Origin of the sequence: Pseudomonas sp. 2848, from assembly GCF_003253945.1 — a bacterium.
Taxonomy (GTDB): Bacteria; Pseudomonadota; Gammaproteobacteria; order Pseudomonadales; family Pseudomonadaceae; genus Aquipseudomonas.
The window spans coordinates 374,590-398,334 of sequence record NZ_QKZD01000006.1; the positions used below are offsets into that span (position 1 = coordinate 374,590).

General features: G+C 64.3%; 19 protein-coding genes. 12 read left to right on the forward strand and 7 right to left on the reverse strand.

Translation table 11 applies throughout. The features are described 5' to 3' along the window. Nucleotides 1-53: 53 nt before the first annotated feature. Entirely contained in the window at nucleotides 54-4,004 is a 3,951-nt protein-coding gene (putA, locus tag DFS21_RS14645; RefSeq protein ID WP_110702056.1) for a trifunctional transcriptional regulator/proline dehydrogenase/L-glutamate gamma-semialdehyde dehydrogenase, read from the reverse strand. Between the two features lie 171 nt (nucleotides 4,005-4,175). After that, a complete protein-coding gene (locus tag DFS21_RS26480; RefSeq protein ID WP_146603143.1) occupies nucleotides 4,176-4,364 on the reverse strand; it encodes a hypothetical protein in 189 nt (62 codons plus the stop codon). Between DFS21_RS26480 and putP the strand changes: the two genes are divergently transcribed. The 9 genes from putP to DFS21_RS14690 all read left to right on the forward strand — a co-directional run bounded on the left by putP (nucleotide 4,363) and on the right by DFS21_RS14690 (nucleotide 15,149). Next, nucleotides 4,363-5,838 (forward strand): sodium/proline symporter PutP, encoded by a 1,476-nt coding sequence (putP, locus tag DFS21_RS14650; RefSeq protein ID WP_110702054.1) that lies wholly within the window; start codon nucleotides 4,363-4,365, stop codon nucleotides 5,836-5,838. The two genes, DFS21_RS26480 and putP, sit on opposite strands and share 2 nt — an antisense overlap. Before the next feature lie 167 nt (nucleotides 5,839-6,005). Continuing rightward, nucleotides 6,006-6,842 (forward strand): 23S rRNA (adenine(2030)-N(6))-methyltransferase RlmJ, encoded by an 837-nt coding sequence (locus tag DFS21_RS14655; protein WP_110702052.1) that lies wholly within the window; start codon nucleotides 6,006-6,008, stop codon nucleotides 6,840-6,842. A 209-nt stretch (nucleotides 6,843-7,051) separates the two neighbouring features. After that, nucleotides 7,052-8,809, forward strand: coding sequence for a carbamoyltransferase (locus DFS21_RS14660; protein WP_023630136.1), 1,758 nt, complete (start codon nucleotides 7,052-7,054; stop codon nucleotides 8,807-8,809). Next, on the forward strand, nucleotides 8,793-9,923 hold the full coding sequence (locus DFS21_RS14665) for a glycosyltransferase (protein WP_110702050.1): 1,131 nt from the start codon (nucleotides 8,793-8,795) through the stop codon (nucleotides 9,921-9,923). Before DFS21_RS14660 ends, DFS21_RS14665 begins: the two co-directional genes overlap by 17 nt. Then, the gene (locus DFS21_RS14670) at nucleotides 9,923-10,819 is read left to right on the forward strand and encodes an antimicrobial resistance protein Mig-14 (protein WP_110702048.1); all 897 of its coding nucleotides are present in this window, start codon (nucleotides 9,923-9,925) and stop codon (nucleotides 10,817-10,819) included. The genes DFS21_RS14665 and DFS21_RS14670 overlap by 1 nt, the downstream gene beginning before the upstream one ends. 2 nt (nucleotides 10,820-10,821) lie before the next feature. Further along, the gene (locus DFS21_RS14675; RefSeq protein ID WP_110702046.1) at nucleotides 10,822-12,249 is read left to right on the forward strand and encodes a PIG-L family deacetylase; all 1,428 of its coding nucleotides are present in this window, start codon (nucleotides 10,822-10,824) and stop codon (nucleotides 12,247-12,249) included. Then, a complete protein-coding gene (locus DFS21_RS14680) occupies nucleotides 12,246-13,208 on the forward strand; it encodes a glycosyltransferase (protein WP_110702044.1) in 963 nt (320 codons plus the stop codon). Before DFS21_RS14675 ends, DFS21_RS14680 begins: the two co-directional genes overlap by 4 nt. A 23-nt stretch (nucleotides 13,209-13,231) precedes the next feature. Further along, a complete protein-coding gene (locus DFS21_RS14685; RefSeq protein ID WP_111532556.1) occupies nucleotides 13,232-13,999 on the forward strand; it encodes a glycosyltransferase family 2 protein in 768 nt (255 codons plus the stop codon). Next, nucleotides 13,992-15,149: an O-antigen ligase domain-containing protein gene (locus tag DFS21_RS14690; protein WP_111532557.1), complete on the forward strand. Its 1,158-nt coding sequence runs from the start codon at nucleotides 13,992-13,994 to the stop codon at nucleotides 15,147-15,149. Before DFS21_RS14685 ends, DFS21_RS14690 begins: the two co-directional genes overlap by 8 nt. A 36-nt stretch (nucleotides 15,150-15,185) precedes the next feature. Here the strand turns inward: DFS21_RS14690 and DFS21_RS14695 are convergent, their stop codons facing one another. Further along, nucleotides 15,186-15,824 carry a phosphotransferase gene (locus tag DFS21_RS14695; protein ID WP_110702039.1) on the reverse strand — a complete coding sequence of 213 codons (639 nt, stop codon included), beginning with the start codon at nucleotides 15,822-15,824 and terminating at the stop codon, nucleotides 15,186-15,188. Between the two features lie 110 nt (nucleotides 15,825-15,934). On the opposite strand from DFS21_RS14695, the gene msbA reads away from it, so the two are divergent. Both msbA and hldE read left to right on the forward strand, forming a co-directional pair. Further along, nucleotides 15,935-17,737, forward strand: a complete 1,803-nt coding sequence (gene msbA / locus DFS21_RS14700) for a lipid A export permease/ATP-binding protein MsbA (RefSeq protein WP_046853969.1) — start codon at nucleotides 15,935-15,937, stop codon at nucleotides 17,735-17,737. Between the two features lie 131 nt (nucleotides 17,738-17,868). Beyond that, the gene (gene hldE / locus DFS21_RS14705) at nucleotides 17,869-19,290 is read left to right on the forward strand and encodes a bifunctional D-glycero-beta-D-manno-heptose-7-phosphate kinase/D-glycero-beta-D-manno-heptose 1-phosphate adenylyltransferase HldE (RefSeq protein WP_102682190.1); all 1,422 of its coding nucleotides are present in this window, start codon (nucleotides 17,869-17,871) and stop codon (nucleotides 19,288-19,290) included. A 60-nt stretch (nucleotides 19,291-19,350) separates the two neighbouring features. Here hldE and DFS21_RS14710 read toward each other — a convergent pair whose 3' ends face one another. The 4 genes from DFS21_RS14710 to DFS21_RS14725 all read right to left on the reverse strand — a co-directional run bounded on the left by DFS21_RS14710 (nucleotide 19,351) and on the right by DFS21_RS14725 (nucleotide 22,742). Beyond that, nucleotides 19,351-20,319: a metal ABC transporter ATPase gene (locus DFS21_RS14710; protein WP_110702037.1), complete on the reverse strand. Its 969-nt coding sequence runs from the start codon at nucleotides 20,317-20,319 to the stop codon at nucleotides 19,351-19,353. Between the two features lie 37 nt (nucleotides 20,320-20,356). Then, nucleotides 20,357-21,169 (reverse strand): aldo/keto reductase, encoded by an 813-nt coding sequence (locus DFS21_RS14715; RefSeq protein ID WP_110702035.1) that lies wholly within the window; start codon nucleotides 21,167-21,169, stop codon nucleotides 20,357-20,359. Continuing rightward, the gene (locus tag DFS21_RS14720) at nucleotides 21,166-22,341 is read right to left on the reverse strand and encodes an FAD-binding oxidoreductase (protein ID WP_111532558.1); all 1,176 of its coding nucleotides are present in this window, start codon (nucleotides 22,339-22,341) and stop codon (nucleotides 21,166-21,168) included. The genes DFS21_RS14715 and DFS21_RS14720 overlap by 4 nt, the downstream gene beginning before the upstream one ends. Nucleotides 22,342-22,409: 68 nt before the next feature. Continuing rightward, complete coding sequence (locus DFS21_RS14725; RefSeq protein WP_050707183.1) at nucleotides 22,410-22,742, reverse strand: multidrug efflux SMR transporter; 333 nt, start codon at nucleotides 22,740-22,742, stop codon at nucleotides 22,410-22,412. Nucleotides 22,743-22,832: 90 nt separating this feature from the next. On the opposite strand from DFS21_RS14725, the gene DFS21_RS14730 reads away from it, so the two are divergent. Beyond that, nucleotides 22,833-23,723, forward strand: coding sequence for a LysR family transcriptional regulator (locus DFS21_RS14730; protein WP_111532559.1), 891 nt, complete (start codon nucleotides 22,833-22,835; stop codon nucleotides 23,721-23,723). Nucleotides 23,724-23,745: the final 22 nt, after the last annotated feature.

The window sequence follows — 23,745 nt, forward strand, 5'->3', positions numbered from 1 at the left end:
CAAGCGCCCACAAAAAAGGAGAGCCGAAGCTCTCCTTTTTTGTTCGATCTGTGTCAGCCGATGGTCATCAGGCTGGCGTTACCACCCGCTGCCGCGGTGTTCACGCTCACCGCTCGCTCGATCACCAGGCGCTCCAGGGCGATCTGGTGATCGCCGCTCGACAGCCCATGCACGCCGACGATCGCGCCGGCACGCTTGGCCACCTGCTCGCAGACGCCGCGCAGCTGGTCGGAGTGACCGTGGTGGATGACCGCGTCGAAGGCCACCTCGTCCTTGCTCCAGTCGGCCACCAGCTTGATCTTCGCTTGCAGCTCCTTCGGCAGACGAGCGCGCACGGTCTTGGCCGGTTCGCCATCCTGGAACACCGCCGAGCTACCCACGGCCAGTACCGCTGCCAGCTGGGCCAGCAGGTCGGCCTCGTTGTCGGCCAGGCACAGCACGTGTTCGCGTGGCAGCACGCTGTAGGTGTTGCGCTCGCCGGTCGGGCCTGGCAGCACGCGGGTGATGCCGCTCTGCGACTGCTCGGCGAACTGCTCGCACAGCGCGGCCAGGTCGCTCATCTGGCTGCTGGCCGCCCAGGTCTTGAGGGTTGTCAGCGGCTTGAGCTGCTGGTCGCGCAGGGTGGTGTCGGCCTGGCTACGCGCATCGTCGGCCTGGAAGTGGCGGGCGATGGCGTCGGCCGGGCGGGTCGACAGCAGGCGGTACAGGTACAGCGGGCCGCCAGCTTTCGGGCCGGTGCCCGACAGGCCTTCACCGCCGAACGGCTGCACGCCGACCACGGCACCGACGATGTTGCGGTTGACGTACATGTTGCCGGCGTTGACGTTGTCCACCACCTTGGCGATGGTCTCGTCGATGCGGGTGTGCACGCCCAGGGTCAGGCCGTAGCCGGAGGCGTTGATCTGCTCGATCAGCTGGTCCAGGTCCTTGCGGTTGTAGCGCACCACGTGCAGCACCGGGCCGAAGATCTCGCGCTTGAGCTCGTCGAAGCTTTCCAGTTCGATCAGGGTCGGCATCACGAAGGTGCCACGCTTGATCTCTTCGCCCTCGGCGATAGCCACCTGGTACACGGTGCGGCCTTTGTCGCGCATGCCCTGGATGTGCTTCTCGATGCCGGCCTTGGCTTCGGCGTCGATCACCGGGCCGATGTCCACGGACAGGCGCTCGGGGTTGCCCAGGCGGCTTTCGGCCATCGCGCCCTTGAGCATTTCGATCACGCGGTCGGCAGAGTCTTCCTGCAGGCACAGCACGCGCAGGGCCGAGCAACGCTGGCCGGCACTGTCGAAGGCCGAGGAAACCACATCGATCACCACCTGCTCGGTCAGCGCCGAGGAGTCGACGATCATGGCGTTCTGGCCGCCGGTTTCGGCGATCAGCGGGATCGGACGGCCCTGGTTGTCCAGGCGCCCGGCAATGTTGCGTTGCAGCAGGCGGGCGACTTCGGTGGAGCCGGTGAACATCACGCCCTTGACGCGCTCGTCACCGACCAGGCCGGCACCGACGGTTTCACCTTGGCCTGGCAGCAGTTGCAGCACGCCTTCGGGGATGCCGGCTTCCAGCAGCAGGCGCACGGCCTGGGCGGCGACCAGTGGGGTCTGTTCGGCCGGCTTGGCTAGTACCGGGTTGCCGGCGGCCAGCGCTGCGGCCACTTGGCCGGAGAAGATCGCCAGCGGGAAGTTCCATGGGCTGATGCACACCACCGGGCCCAGTGGGCGGCAGCTGTCGTTGCGCAGGTCGTTGCGTGCCTGCACCGCGTAGTAACGCAGGAAGTCCACGGCCTCGCGCACTTCGGCGATGGCGTTGGCGAAGGTCTTGCCGGCTTCGCGCACCAGCAGGCCCATCAGCGGCTGGATGTCGGCTTCCATCAGGTCGGCGGCGCGTTCGAGGATCGCGGCGCGTTCGGCCGGCGGAGTGGCCTGCCAGATCGGCGCGGCGTTCAGCGCGCACTGGATGGCGTTGTCGACGTCGGCGACGGTTGCTTCCTGCACGTGACCCACGACATCGCGGTGGTCGGCCGGGTTGAGCACCGGCGCTGCCGGCTGCTCGCTGGCGGCGCAGGCCAGCAGCGGGGTGGCTTTCCAGTCGTTGTGGGCGGTGGCCAGCAGGGCGCAGGACAGCGACGCCAAGCGGTGTTCGTTGGCCATGTCGATGCCGGCCGAGTTGGCCCGCTCGCTGCCGTACAGCTCACGCGGCATCGGGATGCGCGGGTGCGGCAGGCCGATACTGCCTTCCTGGGTGCCCATGCGCTCGATGCTGGCGACCGGGTCGGCGACCAGCTCCTGGATGGAGATCGAGTGGTCGGCGATGCGGTTGACGAACGAGGTGTTGGCGCCGTTTTCCAGCAGTCGGCGCACCAGGTAGGCCAGCAGGGTTTCATGGGTGCCGACCGGGGCGTACACACGGCACGGACGGTTCAGCTTGCCCTCGGAGATCTTGCCTACAACTTGTTCATACAGCGGTTCACCCATACCGTGCAGGCACTGGAACTCATACTGGCCCGGGTAGTAGTTCTGCCCGGCGATGGTGTAGATGGCCGACAAGGTGTGGGCGTTGTGGGTGGCGAACTGCGGGTAAATGGCTTCTGGCACGGCCAGCAGCTTGCGGGCGCAGGCGACGTAGGACACGTCGGTGTACACCTTGCGGGTGTAGACCGGGTAGCCTTCCAGGCCTTCGACCTGGGCGCGCTTGATTTCGCTGTCCCAGTAGGCGCCTTTTACCAAGCGGATCATCAGGCGGTGGCGGCTGCGCTTGGCCAGGTCGATGACGTAGTCAATCACGTATGGGCAGCGCTTCTGGTAGGCCTGGATAACGAAGCCGATGCCGTTCCAGCCGGCCAGCGACGGTTCGAAGCACAGGCGCTCGAGCAGGTCCAGCGACAGCTCCAGGCGGTCGGCCTCCTCGGCGTCGATGTTCAGGCCGATGTCGTATTGCTTGGCCAGCAGGGTCAGCGACAGCAGGCGCGGGTACAGCTCGCTCATCACGCGTTCGTACTGGGCGCGGCTGTAGCGCGGGTGCAGGGCCGAGAGCTTGATCGAGATGCCCGGGCCTTCATAGATGCCGCGGCCGTGCGAGGCCTTGCCGATCGAGTGGATCGCCTGCTCGTAGGAGGCCAGGTATTTCTGCGCGTCGTGCTCTGTCAGCGCGGCTTCGCCAAGCATGTCGTAGCTGTAGCGGAAGCCCTTGGACTCGAACTTGCTGGCGTTGGCCAGGGCCTCGGCGATGGTTTCGCCGGTGACGAACTGTTCGCCCATGAGGCGCATGGCCATGTCGACGCCCTTGCGGATCATCGGCTCGCCGCTCTTGCCGATGATGCGGGTGAGCGAGGAGGTCAGGCCCGATTCGTTGTGGGTGCTGACCAGCTTGCCGGTCAGCAGCAGGCCCCAGGTGGCGGCGTTGACGAACAGCGATGGGCTGTTGCCCAGGTGCGGCTGCCAGTTGCCGGTGCTGATCTTGTCGCGGATCAGCGCGTCACGGGTGCCTTTGTCGGGGATACGCAGCAAGGCTTCGGCCAGGCACATCAGTGCCACGCCCTCTTGCGAGGACAGCGAGAACTCCTGCAGCAGACCCTGGACGATACCGGCGCGGCCACCAGCGCTCTTCTGATTGCGCAGCTTGTCGGCAAGGCTTGCGGCCAGCTTGTTGGTGGCTTCGGCCTGGGCGGCCGGCAGGCGTGCCTGCTCCAGCAGCATCGGCACCACTTCCTGCTCGGGGCGACGGTAGGCGGCAGTAATCGCCGAGCGCAGCACCGACTGCGGCAGGATGCTTTCGGCAAATTCCAGGAAGCACTGGTGGGCGTGGTCGGCGGCGACTTCGCCGGCGTCATCGCCAGCGGCGGCATGACCGTTGAGGTCGTTCAGGGTGGCGCCACCCTCGAGCTTCTCGAGATAGTTGAAGATCGCTTGCTTGATCAACCAGTGCGGCGTGCGGTCGATGGACTGCGCAGCTGCTTTGAGTCGCTCACGGGTCGGGTCGTCGAGTTTGACCCCAAGGGTGGTCGTCGCCATTTCTTATCCTCGTTATTGGTCACGGATGTGGCCTAAGCTGAAGGCAAGATTAGCCTGTAGGACAATCAGGGTGCAACCGGGTGCAACCCGAAATCTTCCCGGTAAAGGTGCAACTCGTCTGAAGTCAGTTTCCCTACAGTCAAAACGGTCTTTTTTGCTGCTTTTTCGTCTTTAAAACGCTGTGTTTGCTCCGAAAAGAAGCAAAAAAGGGGCTTTATCCGAAAAAACATGGTTGGGTGCAACTTGCAAATGAAAAATGGTTGCACCTCGTTCATGTTGTTGCATAGGATGCGCCGCCTGGGTGCAACCGTCGTGCGCGGCGGTCGCAAGAGATAAAAACAACGCCAGGGCACAACTCATGGGCAATCCACTAACGATCACTTTCGTGGTCTACATTGCGGTAATGGTGCTGATCGGCTTTGCCGCCTATCGCTCCACCAAGAACCTTTCCGACTATATTCTCGGCGGCCGTAGTCTCGGCAGCGTGGTTACCGCGCTTTCCGCTGGCGCATCGGACATGAGCGGCTGGCTGTTGATGGGTCTGCCGGGCGCCATCTACTTCGCGGGCCTTTCCGAGGCCTGGATCGCCATCGGCCTGACCGTCGGCGCCTACCTGAACTGGCTGTTCGTCGCCGGCCGTCTGCGTGTGCAGACCGAGCACAACGGTGACGCCCTGACGCTGCCAGACTACTTCTCCAGTCGCTTCGAAGACCAGAGCGGCCTGCTGCGGATCATCTCCGCGATCGTGATCCTGGTGTTTTTCACCATCTACTGTGCCTCTGGCATCGTTGCCGGTGCCCGCCTGTTCGAAAGCACCTTCGGCATGTCTTACGAGACCGCGCTGTGGGCTGGCGCCGCGGCAACCATCGCCTACACCTTCATCGGTGGTTTCCTGGCAGTGAGCTGGACCGACACCGTGCAGGCGTCGCTGATGATCTTCGCGCTGATCCTCACGCCGATCATCGTGCTGATTTCCACCGGCGGCTTCGACACCACGTTCCTTGCCATCGAGGCGGTGAACCCGGCGCACTTCGACATGTTCAAGGGCGCCACCTTCATCGGTATCATCTCGCTGATGGGCTGGGGCCTGGGCTACTTCGGCCAGCCGCATATCCTGGCGCGCTTCATGGCCGCCGACTCGGTCAAGTCGATCGCCAACGCCCGTCGCATCTCCATGACCTGGATGATCCTGTGCCTGGCCGGCACCTGCGCCGTGGGCTTCTTCGGCATCGCCTACTTCTCGGCGCATCCTGACCTGGCCGGTCCGGTCACCGAAAACCACGAGCGCGTGTTCATCGAGCTGGCCAAGATCCTGTTCAACCCGTGGATCGCCGGCGTGCTGCTGTCGGCCATCCTGGCGGCGGTGATGAGCACCTTGAGCTGCCAGCTGCTGGTATGCTCCAGTGCGCTGACCGAGGACTTCTACAAATCGTTCCTGCGCAAGAACGCCTCGCAGAAGGAGCTGGTATGGGTCGGTCGCCTGATGGTGCTGGCCGTCGCGCTGATCGCCATCGCCATGGCCGCCAATCCCGAAAACCGTGTGCTCGGCCTGGTGGCCTACGCCTGGGCCGGCTTCGGCGCCGCCTTCGGCCCTGTTGTGCTGCTTTCGGTGCTGTGGAAAGGCATGACCCGTAATGGTGCGTTGGCGGGCATCGTGGTCGGTGCGCTGACCGTGATCGTCTGGAAGCAGCTGGATACCGGTCTGTACGAGATCATCCCGGGCTTCCTGTTCGCCAGCATCGCCATCTTCCTGGTGAGCAAGCTGGGCAGCCCGTCGAACAGCATGGTGTCGCGCTTTGAAACCGCTGATGCGCAGTATCACGCTGACAAGTAACGCCTGCTGAGCCGGCGTCGCCTTCATCGCCGGCAAGCCGGCTCCCACAGGGATAAACTCAAATCTGTGGGAGTCGGCTTGCCGGCGATGGGGTTAAAATCGTTCGACCGCCGTACCTGACGTCTCCCTCGCGACAAGGTAAACTTGCCGCCCCCGCAGGAGCCGCCATGAACTATCGTCACGCCTTCCACGCCGGCAACCACGCCGACGTCCTCAAGCACATCGTGCTCACCCGCCTCATCGCCCTGATGTCGCGCAAGGAGCAGCCGTTCGCCTACATCGACACCCACGCAGGGCTTGGCCTGTACGACCTGCAGGGCGATCAGGCGAGCCGTACCGGTGAGTACCTCGAAGGCGTCGCCCGCCTGTGGAATCGCGATGACCTGCCGGCCGTCACCGCCGACTATCTGGGCGTCATCAAGCGCCTGAACAAGAACGGCGAACTGCGCTACTACCCCGGCTCCCCTGAGCTGGCCCGGCGCTTGATGCGTGAACAGGACCGTGCACAGCTCAACGAAAAGCACCCTGAAGACGGCGTGCTGCTCAAAGAGAACATGAAGAAGGACCCGCGAGTCACCGTGCACCTGGGCGAGGGCTGGCATATCCCGCGGGCGCTGCTGCCGGTGCAGGAAAAACGCGCGATCATGCTGATCGACCCGCCGTTCGAGCAGGCCGACGAGCTCAAGCGCTGCACCGTGGCGATGAAGGAGGCGATCGGTCGCATGCGCCAGACCGTCGCGGCCATCTGGTACCCGATCAAGGACCAGCGTTCGCTGACCCGCTTCTACCAGGACCTCACCAGCACCGGCGCGCCCAAGCTGCTGCGCGTGGAGCTGTACGTGCATCACCAGGACAGCCCGCAGGGCCTGAACGGCTCGGGCCTGGCCATCGCCAACCCACCGTGGGGCCTGGAAGATGAACTCAAGGCGCTGCTGCCGTGGTTGGCCAAGGAACTGGCGCAGACCGCCGGCAGCTTCCGCATGGACTGGCTGATCGCCGAATAAACAGGCGTTGCAGGCAGCGTGGGAGCGGCGATGCGGCGGCCCGACTTGCCCGGCGATGGCGTCAGCAAATCCAGCGCCATCGTGGGGCAAGCGCGCTGCCACGTCCATGCATCGCGTCAGGCGATCTTTGCGTTATAATCCCGCCCTTTAGCCGCCATCCGCCTGAATGGCCGGTGGCGCACTTCATACCGATTTGAGAGGCTAACCCCTTGGCACTGACGATTCTTGGCCTGTCCGGCGCCCTTAGCCATGACCCTTCCGCGGCCCTGTACATCGACGGCAAGCTGATTGCCGCCGCCGAAGAAGAGCGCTTCGTGCGTGACAAGCATGCGAAGAACCGCATGCCCTACGAGTCGGCGAAGTTCTGCCTGGAGCAGGCCGGCATCAAGCCGTCGGACGTCGACGTGGTGGCCATTCCTTTCGCCCCGATCAGCCTGTTCGGCAAGGCCCGCTGGCACTACGCCAAGCGCTACTGGTACGCCCCGGATCGCGCCCTCGACGCGCTGCTGATGGGCAACCGGCGCTACAAGCGCTACCGCAAGAAGATCGTCTGGTGCCTGGAGCAGCTGGGCTTCGATCCGAAGAAGATCAAGATCGAACCGGTCGAGCACCACCTGGCCCACGCCTCCAGCGCCTACCATTGCTCGGGCTTCAAAGAGAAGACCGCGATCCTCGGCATCGACGGCAAGGGCGAGTACGCCACTACCTTCTTCGGCTATGGCGAAAACGGCAAGATCCACAAGATCAAGGAATTCTTCGACCCGGACTCCCTGGGTGGCCTGTATGGCGCGATCACCGAGTTCCTAGGCTTCGAGATGCTCGACGGCGAGTTCAAGGTCATGGGCATGGCGCCGTATGGCGATGCCAGCAAATATGACTTCTCGCGCCTGGCCAGCTTCGAAAACGGCGAGCTGGTAATCAATACCGAGTACGCCAACGTCATCGGCCTGCGCCGCTATAAAGAGAAGGGCAAGGGCTTCTACTTCTCGCCCAAGCTGATCGAGTGGTTGGGTCCGAAACGCGAAGGCGACATCGCCGACGAGCCGTATATCCACTACGCGGCGAGCATGCAGGCGTTGTTCGAGAAGCTCGCCCTGCAGATGATCGACCACTACCTGGGCGATACCCTGAAAGAGACCGGCAAGCTGGCCTTCGCCGGCGGCTGTGCGCTGAACGTCAAGCTGAACCAGAAGATCATCGCCCGCGATGACGTGAAAGAGCTGTTCGTCCAGCCAGCGTCCGGCGACGCCGGTACTGCGGTGGGTGCTGCTGCCTATGTGTCCCACGCCCGTGGCGTGCCGGTCGAGAAGATGGAGCACGTCTACCTCGGCCCTGCGTACTCCAACGAAGACGTGATCGCCGCCTGTGCCCGTCACCCGAGCAAACCGGTATGGCGCAAGCTTGAGAACATGCCCGAGCAGATTGCCAAGATCATGGTCGACGGCAACCCGGTGGCCTGGTTCCAGGGTCGCATGGAGTTCGGCCCGCGCGCCCTGGGTGGTCGTTCGATCATCGGCTGCCCGAGCGTGCCGGGCGTGGCCGACCGCATCAACCACCAGATCAAGTTCCGCGAGCGCTGGAGGCCTTTCTGCCCGTCGATGCTCGACACTGTAGCGCCGCAGATGATCAAGATCGATCATCCGGCCCCGTTCATGACCTTCACCTTCGAAGTGGCAGAAGAGTGGAAGACCCGTGTGCCGGAAGTGGTCCACGAGGACGGTACCTCGCGTGCCCAGGTGCTCAAGCGCGAGTACAACCCGCGCTACTACGACATGATGAAGGCGCTGGAAGACCTGACCGGCAACGGCGTGTCGCTGAACACTTCGCTCAACCGTCGAGGCGAACCGATGATCTGCTCGCCGACCGATGCCCTGAACATGTTCTTTGGGTCTGACCTGCAGTACCTGATCATGGAAGACATCCTGGTGGTCAAGGAAGGCGCCGCGCCGTATGACCAGCCGCTCTGAACCGCGGATCCTGCAGTTCTGCCATGGCTATGACGGGCCGTTCCTCGACTGTGCCCGTCAATATGCCAGCCTGTTCCAGGGCAGCGGCTACAAGGTCACCACCGTGTTCCTCACCGGGGCAGCTGACGCGCAGGTCGCGGCTGGCTGCGCCTCGGACGAGGTACTGTTCCTGGAGTTCAGTTCCAAGGCCGTGCGTGGCCTGAAGCTTGGCGCCATCGCCGCGCTGCGCAAGATCGCCGCGCAGCGCAATTTTGCGTTTTGCATCGCCCACCGCTTCAAGCCAATCTATGTCGCGCTGCTGGGCACCGGCCTGCCGGTGATCGGCGTGCACCACGCGTTTGGAGACTACCAGCGCAAGGGACGCCGACTGTTTGCCAACCTGTTCCGCAAGCGCCTGAGCCTGCTCGGTGTCTCGGATGCGGTGCGCGACGACATGCGCCGCTGCCTGGGGCGGTGGCCGGCCGAACGTATCCAGACCCTGTACAACCGCATTGATGTCGAGGCACTGCAGGCCAGCCTGGTGCCGCGTGACGAGGCGCGTCATGCCTTGGGCCTGGATGAACAGGCCTGGGTGGTCGGCAATGTCGGCCGCCTGCACCCGGACAAGGACCAGGCCACGCTGTTGCGCGGCTTCGCAGAGGCCTTGCCTGGTCTGCCGGCTGGCGCGCGGCTGGTGATCCTGGGCAAGGGTCGCCTCGAGGCCAAGCTCAAGGCGCTGGCCAGTGAGCTGGGCATCGCTGGGCAGGTGGAATTCCTCGGCCAGGTGCCGGACGCTCGCCGTTATTTCCGCGCCTTCGATGTATTTGCGCTGAGCTCCGACCATGAGCCGTTCGGCATGGTCCTGCTCGAGGCCATGGTGGCGGGCGTGCCGCTGCTGGCCACCGCCTGTGGCGGCGCCCGGGAAGTGGTCGAGGGCGTGGGCGTGCTGTTCCCGCTGGGCGATGCCGCGCAGCTGGCCCAGGGCCTGAAGCATATGGCCGGGCTGGACGCCGGACAGCGTGAGACCTGTGCTTTGCACATGCTGCAGCGCCTGCAGCAGCGTTTCAGCGACCAGGCGGTGCGCGATGCCTTCTGGCAGTTGCCGCAGGTACGTGCGCTGGTCGCGGAGGCTTGATGCTCAACTTTATCCAAGGCTGGCGCGAACGCGGTTGGCAAGTCATCGACGCGGCCGCCTATGGCGACGCCTGGCAGCTATATGGCGGCAGTGTGGCGACCCATCCTCTGGTGATCGAGCAACTGGCCGACCTGGCCCAGATCCCGGTGCGCTATCTGGGTTTTTCACAGGATGGCGAGCTCAAGGCCGCGTTGCCGGTATGGGGACGCCACTTGGCGCTGTCCAAGGACGTGCTCAAGCGTCATGGCAAGAAAGGCCTGTTCGACCTGGGCAACGCCGAGATCATCCTGCCGGCCGCCGATGACTGCGCCGCGCCGCTGCGCCATGCCGGGCGTTACCTGTCTGAACTGAACCAGGGCCGTTTCAGCGGTCTCAAGGCGCAGCCAGAGCAGTTGGCCATGTCTCGCCCGCACGAGGACCTGTCGAAGAAGTTCCGCTATAACCAGCGCCGTGAGCTGCGCCTGCTGGAAGAGGCCGGCGGCCAGGTGCGACCGATCGGCGATTTCACTGCAGCCGAGATCGCGGCGATGTACTGTGACTTGTTCCAGCGTCGCTGGGGCTTCCCGGCTACCGGTGCGGCCCGCATGGCCGAAGTGGTCGAGCGCCTGCGCGAACTGTTGATTGGCTCCGTACTGTTCCTGGAGGGGGCGCCGATCGCGATCCAGCTGGTGTATCGCGTCGAGGCGCCACAATGGATCAGCGTCGAATATGTAAACGGCGGTGTCGATCCCGAGACCAAGGCCTTCAGCCCTGGTAGCGTACTGAGCTTCCTCAATACCCAGGCTGCCTGGGAGGATGCCAATGCCCGCGGCAAGGCGCTGCGGTTCTCCTTCGGCCGGGCCGACCGAGAGTACAAGGATCGTTGGTGCAATCCCGTCAACGTCTTCCAGGTCTGAACATGAGCGCCAACAAGCAGCAACTGCTCAAACGCCATCGCAAGCGCAAGCGGGTGATCCTGCTGGTACTGCTTGTCGCGCTGTTGCTCACGGCGGTGTGGGCATGGTGGTTGCCGCCTGTCCTCGCGGTGTTGTTGTGGGTGGCCCATGAGGCCTGGTTCTCCGACCACCTGTTCTACGTGCCCGGCAGCGACTACCAGTACGATTTGCAGGCCAGCGAGCGACATGCGCTGCACAGCCATGGCGGGGTGCTTGCATTGCCGAATGGTTGCCAGCTGGACGGCAGCGAGACCCTGTTGCTGCGGGTGAATCTGCGCGCCGGTTGGTTGGGGCGCCTGCTCGACCCGGCGGTACGCATCGAAGGTGGCGTCGACGATTGCCAGGCCTTCGAGCGTGGTGTCCGGGGTGTTCGCTACCTGAACCTGGGTGGCCAGGCGGAGGCGCTGGGCGGCGGGCGGCTGCGCCTGAGGGGCCGGCACTGCCGCGTGGCGCCGGAGATGGAATTGCTGGTTTTCCGTCACGCCGACTACCTGGCCGGCTCGCTGATGGTCATCGCACCCCATGCCGACGATGCCGAGCTTGCGGCATTCGCCGCGTATGCCCAGGCAAAAAGCAGCTGGATCGTGACCCTGACCGCAGGCGAGATCGAGAACGCGTATTACCGCGAAACCTTCGGCCTTGGCCTGGTAGAGGCGGCCCGGCTCAAGGGCGAGTTGCGCAGTTGGGACAGCATCGCCGTACCCCGCTGGGCCGGGGTGCCTTCCCGGCAGTGTGTGCAGTTGGGCTATTTCTGCATGCAACTGCCGGCCATGCAGGCCGAGCCCGAGACACCTGTCGCATCGCGCGAGGCCGACCTGATCGACACCCGGCCATTCCGCCGTTTCAACGAAGTCGCGCTGCGCAGCGATGCCGATGGCCGGCCGACCTGGAACAACCTGGTCCAGGACCTGCGCGAGCTCATCGAGCATGCGCGCCCGGCAACCATCGTGATGCCGCACCCGACACTCGATCCCCACCCGGACCACGTGTGCGCCCATGACGCCCTGCAGCAAGCGTTGCAAGGGGCGATTTGGCAGCCGCAAACCTTGCTGTTGTACGCCAATCACCTGCACGACAATGACCGCTGGCCGATGGGCAATGCCGGTACCGGGGTACCTTTGCCACCGTTCTTCGATGCGGGCCTGCCCATGCGCCCCTGGGTGCTGGGGGTTGGCGAGCAGCAGCAGAGGCAAAAGGCCATCGCTTTGGGTATGATGCACGACCTGCAGCCTGCGGCTCCATTCAAACGCAGGGTTCGTCGCTTCCTGCAGCGCTGCCTGGCCGCCCGGCGCTGGCCGGCATTCGGTGACAATGAATTCTTCCGCAAGGCCGTACGGCGCCACGAACTGCTGTGGGTCGGTACAGTGATCGACAAGAGAGAGCCACGGTGAAAGTCCTGTTCCTGGTCCAGAAAGAGCAACGCGCCATCCTGGACCGTCTTTACGAAGGCATCGCGGCCGACTGCGAGTGCGACATCCGTTGGCTCACTGGCGACGAGCAGGCCGATCTGCGCAGCTACTTCCATCGGCATGTGCAAGTCGATCAGTACGACCGCATCCTGTTCTTCCTGCGGTTCAAGAAAGAAATCCGCCAGGCGCGTTTCATCCGCACCATCCCGAACCTGGTGATCCTCGAGCACGACGCCTATCAGAACTACATCCCGTGCAAGTACACCGGCAAGTTCAGCGAGTACTACCGCCAGTTGCCGTGGGCGCGGGTCATCACTTCAGGTGCGGTGGTTACCCGTCGCTTGCGTGATGAAGGCTTCGATGCGGTATTCGTACCCAAGGGCTACGACCAGGCGCTGCTGCGCAACGAAAACCGCGAGCGCGACATCGAACTGGCGTTCGTCGGCAGCCTGCGCAGTGTCGCCTACTCGGGTCGCAAGCAGATGCTCGAGTCGATTGCGGCGGTGGAGAACCTGCTGATCACCCGCACCAAGTCGGGTGAGGAATACAGCCAGACCCTTAGCCGCATCCGCTTTTTCGTCAGTGCCGACGTCGGCATGGGCGAGTACATGATCAAGAACTTCGAAGCCATGGCCTGTGGTTGCGTCCTGTTCGCCTATGACCAGGGCGAGGAGGAGAACCAGGCACTGGGTTTCGTCGACATGCACAACATCGTGCTCTATCGCGACCTTGAACAACTACGCGAGAAGCTCGCCCAACTGCGTGGCGACCTGGCCTTGGCCGAGCGTATCTCACGCAACGGCCAGCAACTTGCCGAGCAGCGCTATACCTTCCACGCGCTCGGGCAGGCGATCACCGAGGCTATGCGCGCACCGCTGCGTCCGGCCGCGAAGCCCGGCCTGCTGGCGCGTGTGCTGCTGGCCATCGGCCTGTCGCGTTAGGCCCCATACACATCGAGGAAGCCATGATCTTCAGTGAAAACAGCGAGATCACACTGGTGGTGACCAGCTGTGGTCGATTCGAACTGCTCAAGCGCACGCTCGAAAGTTTCGACCTCTACAACACGGCGCCTATCCGTGAAGTCTTCATCACCGAAGACTCCGGCGACGAGGCAGTGCGCGGCTGCATCCCCGAACATTGGCGTGAGCACACCACCTTCATCGTCAACAACCCCAAACTTGGGCAGTTGCGCTCGGTGGATGCCGCCTATTCACAGGTCAAGTCGTTCTGGGTATTCCACTGCGAGGACGACTGGGCCTTCTATCGTCCGGGTTTCGTCGAGGAGTCCCAGGCGCTGCTGGAGGCCGACCCGCAAGCGCTACAGGTCTGGCTGCGCAGCTTCAACCATGACCTGCAGGTGCACAGCCCCTATGTGTTCCTCGAGGCGCGTCAGGTGCTGAAGGGTATTGCCTTCCACAAGCTGGGTTCGCACAAGGCGGAATGGCAGGGCTTCTCGTTCAACCCGGGCCTGCGCAGGCTTGCCGACTACCAGGCGCATGCGCCGTACGCCGCGCATTCGGGCGAGAAGAGCCTGTCGCGGCTCTACGCCGAGCGTGACCGCTACGCGCTGATCCTGGAAAACGACGCGGTGCTGCACACAGGGTTCGGCGAGCATGTGGAAATGCCGGAAGAAAAAATCAAGAAGGTACGACGCAAGCGCATGGATCGCCTCCGCTTGTTGGGTGTGCTGGTCATCGGACTATTGCTTGGATGGGTGTTGAAGGATGTTTGAAGGGATTGACCGAGACAACAGCAGGAGTCGTCGCTATTTCACTGCGGCGTTGATCGCTTTCCTGGCCAGCTTCGTGCTGATGGACTCGTCGAAATGGACGAACAACATTTTCTACGCGTTCATCGCGTTGCCTGGCCTGGTGTTCCTGGTCAAGGAGCGTGGTGCGGGGCTGTTCAGCGACAAGCTTGGCCTGGCGTGGCTGGTGTTCCTGCTGTGGTTCCTGGTGCCGGCGGCGATTGCCGGTGAGGGGCAGTTCTACAAGCATATCGTCTATGTGACATTGTTTGTCTTCGTCGTGGCCGCGTTGGTGAATCATGATTTCATGCGTTCCTGGGTATTTGCCCGGGCGCTGTTCTGGATCATCTGCCTGTATATCTTCGCCTATGCGCTTTACGCCTATGCGACGGGGTTGTATGCCTTGGGGCAGCGTGTCGATCTGCTGCCGGCGCGAATGGAAAATGTCATCTACGTCAGTATCTGGCTGCTGTGTGCCTTGGCGCTGGCCATGCCGCATTGGTTGCGCAGGCAGCTTTGGGTCGAAGCGTTCGCCGCAGTGGCACTTTCACTGGTGGCGGTGAGCTTCGTGCTGCAGACCCGCACGGCAATGCTTGGTGCTGCGTTCCTGTTCGCTGCCTGGGCAGTTTGGGCGCTGTGGCGCTTTCCCCGAATCGCTGGTCCATGGCTGCTGGGGTTCGCGGTGCTAGGGGCTGTGGTGCTCTGGCTGATCAAGGATGCCAGCTGGGTTCATTCGGTCATCGCCCGTGGTGACTCCTTCCGCGGTGAGCTGTTCCGCGTCATGGTCGGCGAGTGGCAGAACTGTGGCTGGGCCCTGGGCTGCGGGGTGGAGTTCCATACCGACAAGCTGCTTGCCGGTACCATGCCGATCCAGCACCCGCACAATATCTTCGTTGCCTTGGGGCTTTACACCGGTGGTGTTTCGCTGCTGCTGTTCCTGGTCATCGTGGCGATGACTCTGGTCCAGGCCGTGCGCCTGCGCGACCCGTGGGGCATGTACCTGGCCTGTGCCCTGGTGATGCTCAACTTCGATGGCAGCAAGCTGATCGGCAACCCCGACGAGCTATGGCCGCTGGTCCTGCTGCCGGCAGCCATGGTGCTTGGCCGTGGGTTGCAGCAGCGACGTTTGCGCTGATGATGACGATGGCCGCCTCCGGGCGGCCATCTTCGTTCAGGCCAGTGCGCTGGCCAGGTCCTGGCGACGACAGACCTGCTGGCTGGCCAGGTAGGCCTCGATGAACAGGTTGTCGCGGTCACCCAGCAACCATTCCCGATCTTGCCGATACCGCAGCATGTGGCGGAAGTTGCGCTGACGTTGTGATCGGCGAAGTGGCTTGCGGTACATGCGCAGGTCGGCGACATCGATCAACCCCAGCTTGCCTTCGGGCGTCAGTACCACGTTGCCCAGATGCGCGGAGCGGAAGTACACGCCTGACTCGTGCAGCGTCGCGATGAACTGCCCAAGCTGGTCGCGTAGTTCGGGATGCTCGCCGGGTTGCTCCAGTAGTTGACGCAGCGTATGCCCTGGGAGCGGGTCGTAATGCACGGCATCGCGGGCGATCTCGGCAATCCGGTACACCGCCTTGACCTGTGGGCAGGGGATGCCGCGCGCGGCCAGGGCCTTGCAGTTGTCGGCGAAGCGTCGGGCATAGGGATACCAGGCCGCCGAGCTGATCAGGCGCTTGCGCCGGAACAGCTTGAGCATCGTGCCGTCGCGCAGGCGCAGGACCTTGTCGCCAGTGCCGTCGGCCTCGAGGACATGAGCGCCCTCGCGCAGGGCAAGGTAGCGGGCGTGGTCAAGTGCGTGCATCTAGCCTCCAGGGCCATGGGTTCGGGACAGCCGCCTATCTTACCTGCAGCGGGCGGTGCGAGACACCGCGTGTGTTATAATCCCGACTCTTTTTGACCCGACGGATTCTCATGACAGTTCCCGAATCGTCTTCGCCTGCGAGCCTGAAGATCTACCTGCGCCTGCTGGGCTACGTCAAACCTTATATCGGCATCTTCCTGCTGAGCATCGTCGGTTTCGTGATCTTCGCCTCGACCCAACCGATGCTGGCCGGGATCCTCAAGTATTTCGTCGACGGCCTGAGCAATCCCCAGGCGGTGTTGTTCCCGAGCGTGCCTTACCTGCGCGACCTGCAGTTGCTGCAGGCGGTGCCGCTGCTGATCATCCTGATCGCCGCCTGGCAGGGCCTGGGCTCGTTCCTGGGCAACTACTACCTGTCCAAGGTGTCGTTGTGCCTGGTTCACGACCTGCGCGTCGAGTTGTTCAACAAGCTGCTGGTGCTGCCCAACCGCTATTTTGACAACCACAACTCCGGGCACCTGATTTCGCGCATCACCTTCAACGTGACCATGGTTACCGGCGCGGCCACCGATGCCATCAAGGTGGTGATCCGTGAAGGCCTGACAGTGGTGTTCCTGTTCGCCTACCTGCTGTGGATGAACTGGAAACTGACCTTGGTGATGGTGGCGATCCTGCCGCTGATCGCGGTGATGGTGAGTACCGCCAGCAAGAAATTCCGCAAGCAGAGCAAGAAGATCCAGGTAGCCATGGGCGATGTCACCCATGTGGCCTCCGAGACCATCCAGGGTTATCGCGTGGTGCGCAGCTTCGGTGGCGAAAGCTACGAAGAGCGTCGCTTCAACGCTGCCAGCCAGAGCAACACCGACAAGCAGCTGCGCATGACCAAGACCGGTGCGCTGTACACGCCGTTGCTGCAACTGGTGATCTACACCGCCATGGCCACGCTGATGTTCCTGGTGCTGTTCCTGCGCGGCGAGGCGTCGGCCGGTGATCTGGTGGCCTATATCACGGCGGCTGGGTTACTGCCCAAGCCGATTCGCCAGCTCTCGGAAGTCAGCTCGACCATCCAGAAGGGCCTTGCCGGTGCCGAAAGCATCTTCGAGCAGTTGGACGAGAAGCCGGAGGTCGATGCCGGCACCGTCGAGAAGGAACGGGTAGACGGGCGCCTCGAAGTACGGAACCTCAGCTTCACCTACCCCGGCACCGAGCGTCAGGTGCTCAGCGACATCAGCTTCACCGCCGAGCCTGGGCAGATGATCGCCCTGGTCGGGCGGTCCGGCAGCGGCAAGTCGACGCTGGCGGCGCTGATCCCGCGGTTCTACCACCACACAGAAGGGCAGATCCTGCTCGACGGCGTGGAAATCGAACAGTACCGCCTGCGCAACCTGCGTCGCCATGTGTCCCAGGTGACACAGCACGTCACCCTGTTCAACGACACGGTGGCCAACAACATCGCCTACGGTGACCTGGCCGGCGCCCCGCGGGCGGATATCGAGGCCGCCGCCGCCGATGCCTACGCCAAGGAGTTCGTCGACCAGTTGCCCAAGGGCTTCGATACCGAAGTCGGCGAGAACGGTGTGCTGCTCTCCGGTGGCCAGCGCCAGCGTCTGGCGATCGCGAGGGCGCTGCTGAAGAACGCGCCACTGCTGATCCTCGACGAGGCGACCTCGGCCCTCGATACCGAGTCCGAGCGCCACATCCAGGCGGCGCTGGATCACGTGATGGAAGGTCGCACCACCCTCGTGATCGCCCACCGCCTGTCGACCATCGAGAAGGCCGACCTGATCCTGGTAATGGATCAAGGCCGTCTGGTGGAGCGTGGCACCCACGCCGAACTGCTCCAGGCCAATGGCCATTATGCCCGCCTGCACGCCATGGGCCTGGACGAAGCGGAAAAGGCCGACATCACCTGATTGGCCGTATGGCGGGGCCCGCGCGGCCCCGCCAGTCAATCGATACAGCATTGCCGCCGTTGGCCGTAAAGCCCTGCGCAACCCTGTGCTAATATCCTGCCCCTGTTCACTTTTCCAATGATGGGTTGCCCATGAAGTTGTCCATGCCGCGTTTCGATCAAGCCCCGGTACTGGTGGTCGGCGATGTCATGCTCGACCGCTACTGGCATGGCGGTACTTCGCGTATCTCGCCTGAAGCGCCGGTGCCGGTGGTCAAGGTCGATCAGATCGAGGACCGTCCCGGCGGCGCCGCCAACGTGGCCTTGAACATCGCCGCCCTCGGCGCCCCAGCCGCGCTGGTTGGCGTCACCGGCCAGGACGAAGCTGCCGACAGCCTGGCCAACAGCCTGCAGGCGGCGGGCGTGCGCTCGATCTTCCAGCGCATCGCCCATCAGCCGACCATCGTCAAGCTGCGGGTCATGAGCCGCCACCAGCAGTTGCTGCGCATCGATTTCGAAGAACCCTTCGCCACCGATCCGCTGTCGCTGGGGGCGGAAGTGGATGCCTTGCTCGAAGGGGTCAAGGTGCTGGTGCTGTCCGACTACGGCAAGGGCGCGCTGAAGAATCACCAGTCGTTGATCCAGGCTGCCCGCAGCAAGGGCATCCCGGTGCTGGCCGACCCCAAGGGCAAGGATTTCTCGATCTACCGCGGCGCCAGCCTGATCACCCCGAACCTCAGCGAGTTCGAGACCATCGTCGGCCGTTGCGCCGACGAAGCCGAGCTGGTGGCCAAGGGCCTGAAGCTGCTCGAGGAGCTGGACCTGGGCGCGCTGCTGGTGACCCGTGGCGAGCACGGCATGACCTTGCTGCGCATCGGCCACCCGGCGCTGCACCTGCCGGCCCGAGCCCGTGAGGTGTTCGATGTCACCGGTGCCGGCGATACGGTGATTTCGACGCTTGCCGCCGCCATTGCCGCCGGCGAAGACCTGCCTCATGCGGTCGCCTTGGCTAACCTGGCTGCCGGCATCGTCGTCGGCAAGCTGGGTACCGCCGCTATCAGCGCACCCGAACTGCGCCGGGCGATCCAGCGTGAGGAAGGCTCCGAGCGCGGTGTGCTGGGGTTGGAGCAGTTGCTGCTGGCGATCGATGATGCCCGTGCGCACAACGAGAGCATCGTCTTCACCAATGGCTGCTTCGATATCCTGCACGCAGGCCATGTAACTTACCTGGAGCAAGCCCGTGCCCAGGGGGACCGTCTGATCGTCGCCATCAACGACGATGCTTCGGTCAGCCGCCTGAAAGGGCCGGGCCGTCCGATCAACAGCGTCGATCGGCGCATGGCCGTGCTGGCCGGGCTCGGTGCGGTGGACTGGGTCATCAGCTTCCCTGAGGACACCCCCGAGAACCTGCTGCGCCAGGTCAAGCCGGATGTGCTGGTCAAGGGCGGCGACTACGGTATCGACCAGGTGGTCGGCGCCGATATCGTCAAGGCCTACGGCGGCACGGTGAAGGTCTTGGGGCTGGTGGAAAACAGCTCGACCACGGCGATCGTCGAGAAGATCCGCAAGCACTGAGTCAGTTGCAATCGCGGGGCAAGTCGCATCGGCGCACCGCCGCTCCGACTTGCCCCGCGTTCATTTGTGCAGCGTGTCCCGCGCTCGCTCCAGCAATGCCCGGGCCTTGTCACTGAAGCGCTCCAGGTGCGAAGCCGGTTCGCGCTTGTGTTCGGCCAGGCCTTGTTGCTTCAACCAATCCTTCCAGCGTACCCGCTCCTCCCGAACCACCCAGCCTACCTGTGGTGCAAAGCTTTCAGCCAGCCATAGGCCGCGTGTGCTCGCCGGCAGCAGTTGATCCTTCTTCAGGGTATAGAGCTCTGCCATCGGTTGGCCGTCCTTCAACGGCATCAGGTAAAGGTCTGGTCTTTTGCGGTCGAGCCGTGCCACCAGTTGGTCGCCCTCGAGCCGTTCATCGACATGGAACAGGCTCAGTGACTTGGCCTCCTTGGGCACTTGCAGACGCAGGTCGTAGATCAGCTGCAACGACGCGGTGGGCAGGTGTACGTAGGCCCGTGGCCGCTCCAGCAGGGTCAGCCGGGCGCAATGCACCGGGCGGGCGGCACCGGACTCAGGCGAGAGCACGAACGGCAGCGCCTCGCGATAGTGCAGGGCGGCGGCATAGGGCGCCGGCAGCCAGGTATCGTTGAAGCGCCCGCCAAGCCAGCCTTCAGGGGTTTCCAGCAGGCACTCCTCGGCCACTTCCTGGATCGCCGTGTGCAGCGGCAGGTTCAGCTCGTGGGCCGGGACATAGCCTGAAATCAGCTTGAGCACCACATCGCCACGGTCCTGTCGGCGTTGGCGCACCAGCACCCAGTAGTCGCGGCCTTGCCAGTTCAGGGTGAGGCGCACCGACACGCCGAGGTTGGCCAGCTCCGCCACGAAGCGTTCGGGGTCGGCGACCTGGATGGCCTTGCGCCGCTGCAGGGTCTGGGCGAAATTCAGCGGCATGCCGATGCTCTGGTAAGTCAGGCCGTCGGGCGTGGCTTCGACGTGCAGCGGCAGGGTCTTGAAGTTGCTCGGATTCTTGCGGATCAGCGTACGCGGCACGAGGCTCCTCCTTGCGTTGGGCCCCCGCCCGGGCGGCTCAGGGCCGGCCCAGGATGCGGGCGACGGTGGCCACGTTGTGGGCCAGGTGAACCGGGTTGATGGTGCCGACGATGGCACTGCACACGCCGGGGTGGGCGAACAGCAACTCGAAACTGGCCTGCACCGGGTCGACCCCCGGCGCCAGGCAGATATGGCCGCTGGCCAGGGCCTTCTTTACCAGGATGGCCTTGCCGTGTTCGGCAGCGTAGTCGAGCACGGGCCGCTCCGCCTGCTCGTTGAGATTGTAGGTGACCATGGCGCAATCACCTTGTTCCAAGGCCTTCAGGCCACCTGCGGGGGTCTTGCCGGAGAAGCCGTAGCCAAGGATCTTGCCTTCGCGCTTGAGCGCGGCGAGGGTTTCGTACACCCCCTCCTGCTCGAGGATCGCCAGGTCGTTGCCATCGGAGTGCACCAGCACCAGTTCGATACGGTCGGTTTCCAGGCGCTTGAGGCTGCGCTCGACCGAGCGACGGGTATGGGCGGCGCTGAAATCGAAATGCGACTGGCCATCCTCGAACTCTTCACCGACCTTGCTGACGATGACCCATTGCTCGCGTTGGCCGCGCAGCAACGGGCCGAGGCGCTCCTCGCTGCGGCCATAGGCCGGGGCGGTGTCGATCAGGTTGATGCCCAGCTCGCGGGCTTGCGCGAGCAAGAGGCGCGCGGCCTGGTCATCGGGAATGGTGAAACCATTGGGGTATTTGACGCCTTGGTCGCGGCCCAGCTTGACCGTGCCCAGGCCCAGTGGCGATACCCGCAGGCCGGTGCTGCCCAAGGGACGGTGGTGATCGTGCAGGGTCGGCAGGCTCATGGCAGCAGTTGCTCCCAGGCTGGCAGCGCCAGCGGAGGGCGCGGCAGGTCGGCAAGGTCAGGCTGGCTCGCTGGGCTGATGCCGTCGCGCTCGAAGCTGGCCAGCACGCGATCGGCGAAGTCCGGCGCCAGGGCCAGCTTGGTCGGCCAGCCGACCAGCAGGCGCTGCTGGTCGGCAAGGAAGGCGTTGTCCGGGCGTACCAGGCCCGATTGTGCGGGCTCGGCACGATCGACGCGCAGGGTGGCCCAGCGCACCAGGCTTTGATCGACCCAAGGCAGCAGGCTGGCGACTTCCTTCTGCGCCGCGGCGATCTGCGCCTCAGGCTCGCGAGCAACCCCGTCGGCCTCGGCGATATCGCCACCCAGGTACCACACCCATTGGCCATCGGCGGCCGGGTGGGTGGTCACGGTGATGCGCGGCTTGGGGCCACCGCCCAGGCAGTGGGCATACAAGGGCTTGAGGTTGGGTCCCTTGGCCAGGACCATGTGCAGCGGTCGGCGTTGCATGGCCGGCTGCTCCAGCCCCAGGGCGTGCAGCAGGTCTGCGGTGCCACCGCCGGCACTAAGGACGATGCGCTGGGCGCGGATCTCGCGGCCATCGACCACCAGGCCGGCGAGCTCTTCGCCGTCGCGCAGCGGTTCGATTCGCTCGCCGGCCAGCAGGCTGTCACCCGCCAGTTGCGCGAGGTTGGCCAGCAGGCTGGGCACGTCGATGACCAGTTCGGCCAGGCGGTAGACCTTACCCTTGAAGGCGCGGTCCTGCAGGGCCGGCGGCAGTTGCTCGCCCTTGACCTGGTCGACCCGGCCGCGCACGGCCTTGCTGGCGAAGAAACTGGTGAGGTTGCCGGCCAGGGTGCCGGGGGACCAGAGGTAATGGGCCTCGGACAGCAGGCGGGTGCCGCTCAGGTCCAGTTCGCCGTTGCCGGCCAGCGCTTCGCGCCAGCGTCGCGGCATGTCGGCGATGGCCTCGGAGGCGCCGGTCAGTGCCCCGTGCAGGGCGTACTTGGTGCCGCCGTGGATGATGCCCTGCGACTTGATGGTCTGCTCGCCACCCAGGCTGGCGCGCTCCACCAGCACCGTCGAGTAGCCCAGGCGGCGCAGCCGGGCATTGAGCCAGAGGCCTGCGACCCCGGCGCCGACGATCAGCACGTCAGTGGTAATGGCGGATGGCATGCGGGCACCTCGAAAACTGGGACAGGTGCGCAGTATACAGTTCACATGGGAACAGTGTTCCTCGTGGATCAATGCCCCGCGGTATTGGAGAACACCTGGATCACCACCACCCCGCCGACGATCATGGCCATGCCCAGCATCGCCGGCACATCCAGTTTCTGCCCGTAGATCACCAGCGCCGCGATGCTGATCAGCACGATGCCCAGTCCCGACCAGATCGCATAGGCGATGCCCACCGGAATGCTGCGCACCACCAGGGTCAGCATCCAGAACGCCACGCCATAGCCGCAGACCATCAGCAGCAGCGGCAGCGGCGTGTTCAGCCCCTTGACCGCTTTCATGGAGGCGGTGGCGATGACTTCGGCGCAGATGGCGATGGCGAGATAGGTGTAGGCGTTCATGGTGCGGGTTCTCCGTTGCTGGATGGGCATTCTAGGGAATTCCTGGATGCGGTAAAGTCATTACCTATCTGCTTTGGAGATAGGATAGGGATGACTGAACACTGGAGCCTTGAACAACTTCGCTTGTTCGTGCGGACCGCCGAACTCCGTTCGTTTTCCGCCGTGGCCCGAGAGCAGCACAAGGCCCAGTCGGCGATCAGCAGCGCCATCGCCTTGCTCGAGGCGGACCTGGGCGTGACCCTTTTCGAGCGCAGCAGCGGCCGGCAGCCGCGCCTGACCGAAAGCGGCGCCGCGCTGCTGGAGGACGCCCGCGAGCTGTTGCGCCAATGCGAGCGTCTGGATGGCCGGGCGTTGGCCTTGATGCGCGGACAGGAGGCGTTGCTGCGGGTGGCCCAGGACGAGGCCATGCCCTACCAGCCGGTGATCGACAGCCTCGACGAGCTGGCGGTGCGCTACCCCTTCCTGGAGGTGCAACTGGCCAGCGGCGCCCAGGGCGATGTGGCGCGCAAGCTGGTGGAGCGGCGCGCCGACCTGGGGTTGTTCTTTCACCATGAAAGCATTCCCGCCTCGCTGGAGAGACGGTCCTTGGGCAGCGTCGAGATGGTCACGGTGTGCGCCATCGACCACCCGCTGGCACACTTGGCCAAGGTCAGCCGCCAACAACTGGCCCGCCATCGCCAGTTGCTGATCACCCCGCAGCAGAGCGGCTACCCCGGCGGCGAGGCGATCAGCCCGCAGATCTGGCGTGCCGACAGCTTCTATGCCATGGCCGAATTGCTGATGCGCGGCCTGGGCTGGGCCTGGCTGCCGCGCCATGTGGTGCAGTACCCCACTTACCAGGCGCAGATGGTCGAGCTGGACAGCGAATGGCGCCCGCCGGCGCTGGTGGCGGAACTGGCCTGGCGCCGCGACGAGCCCCTGGGCCCTGCGGCGCAGTGGCTGGCAGAGCGCTTCGCCGTGCACCTGCGGGCCATTGGCTGACAGGCCTTTTCATCCAGTTCCT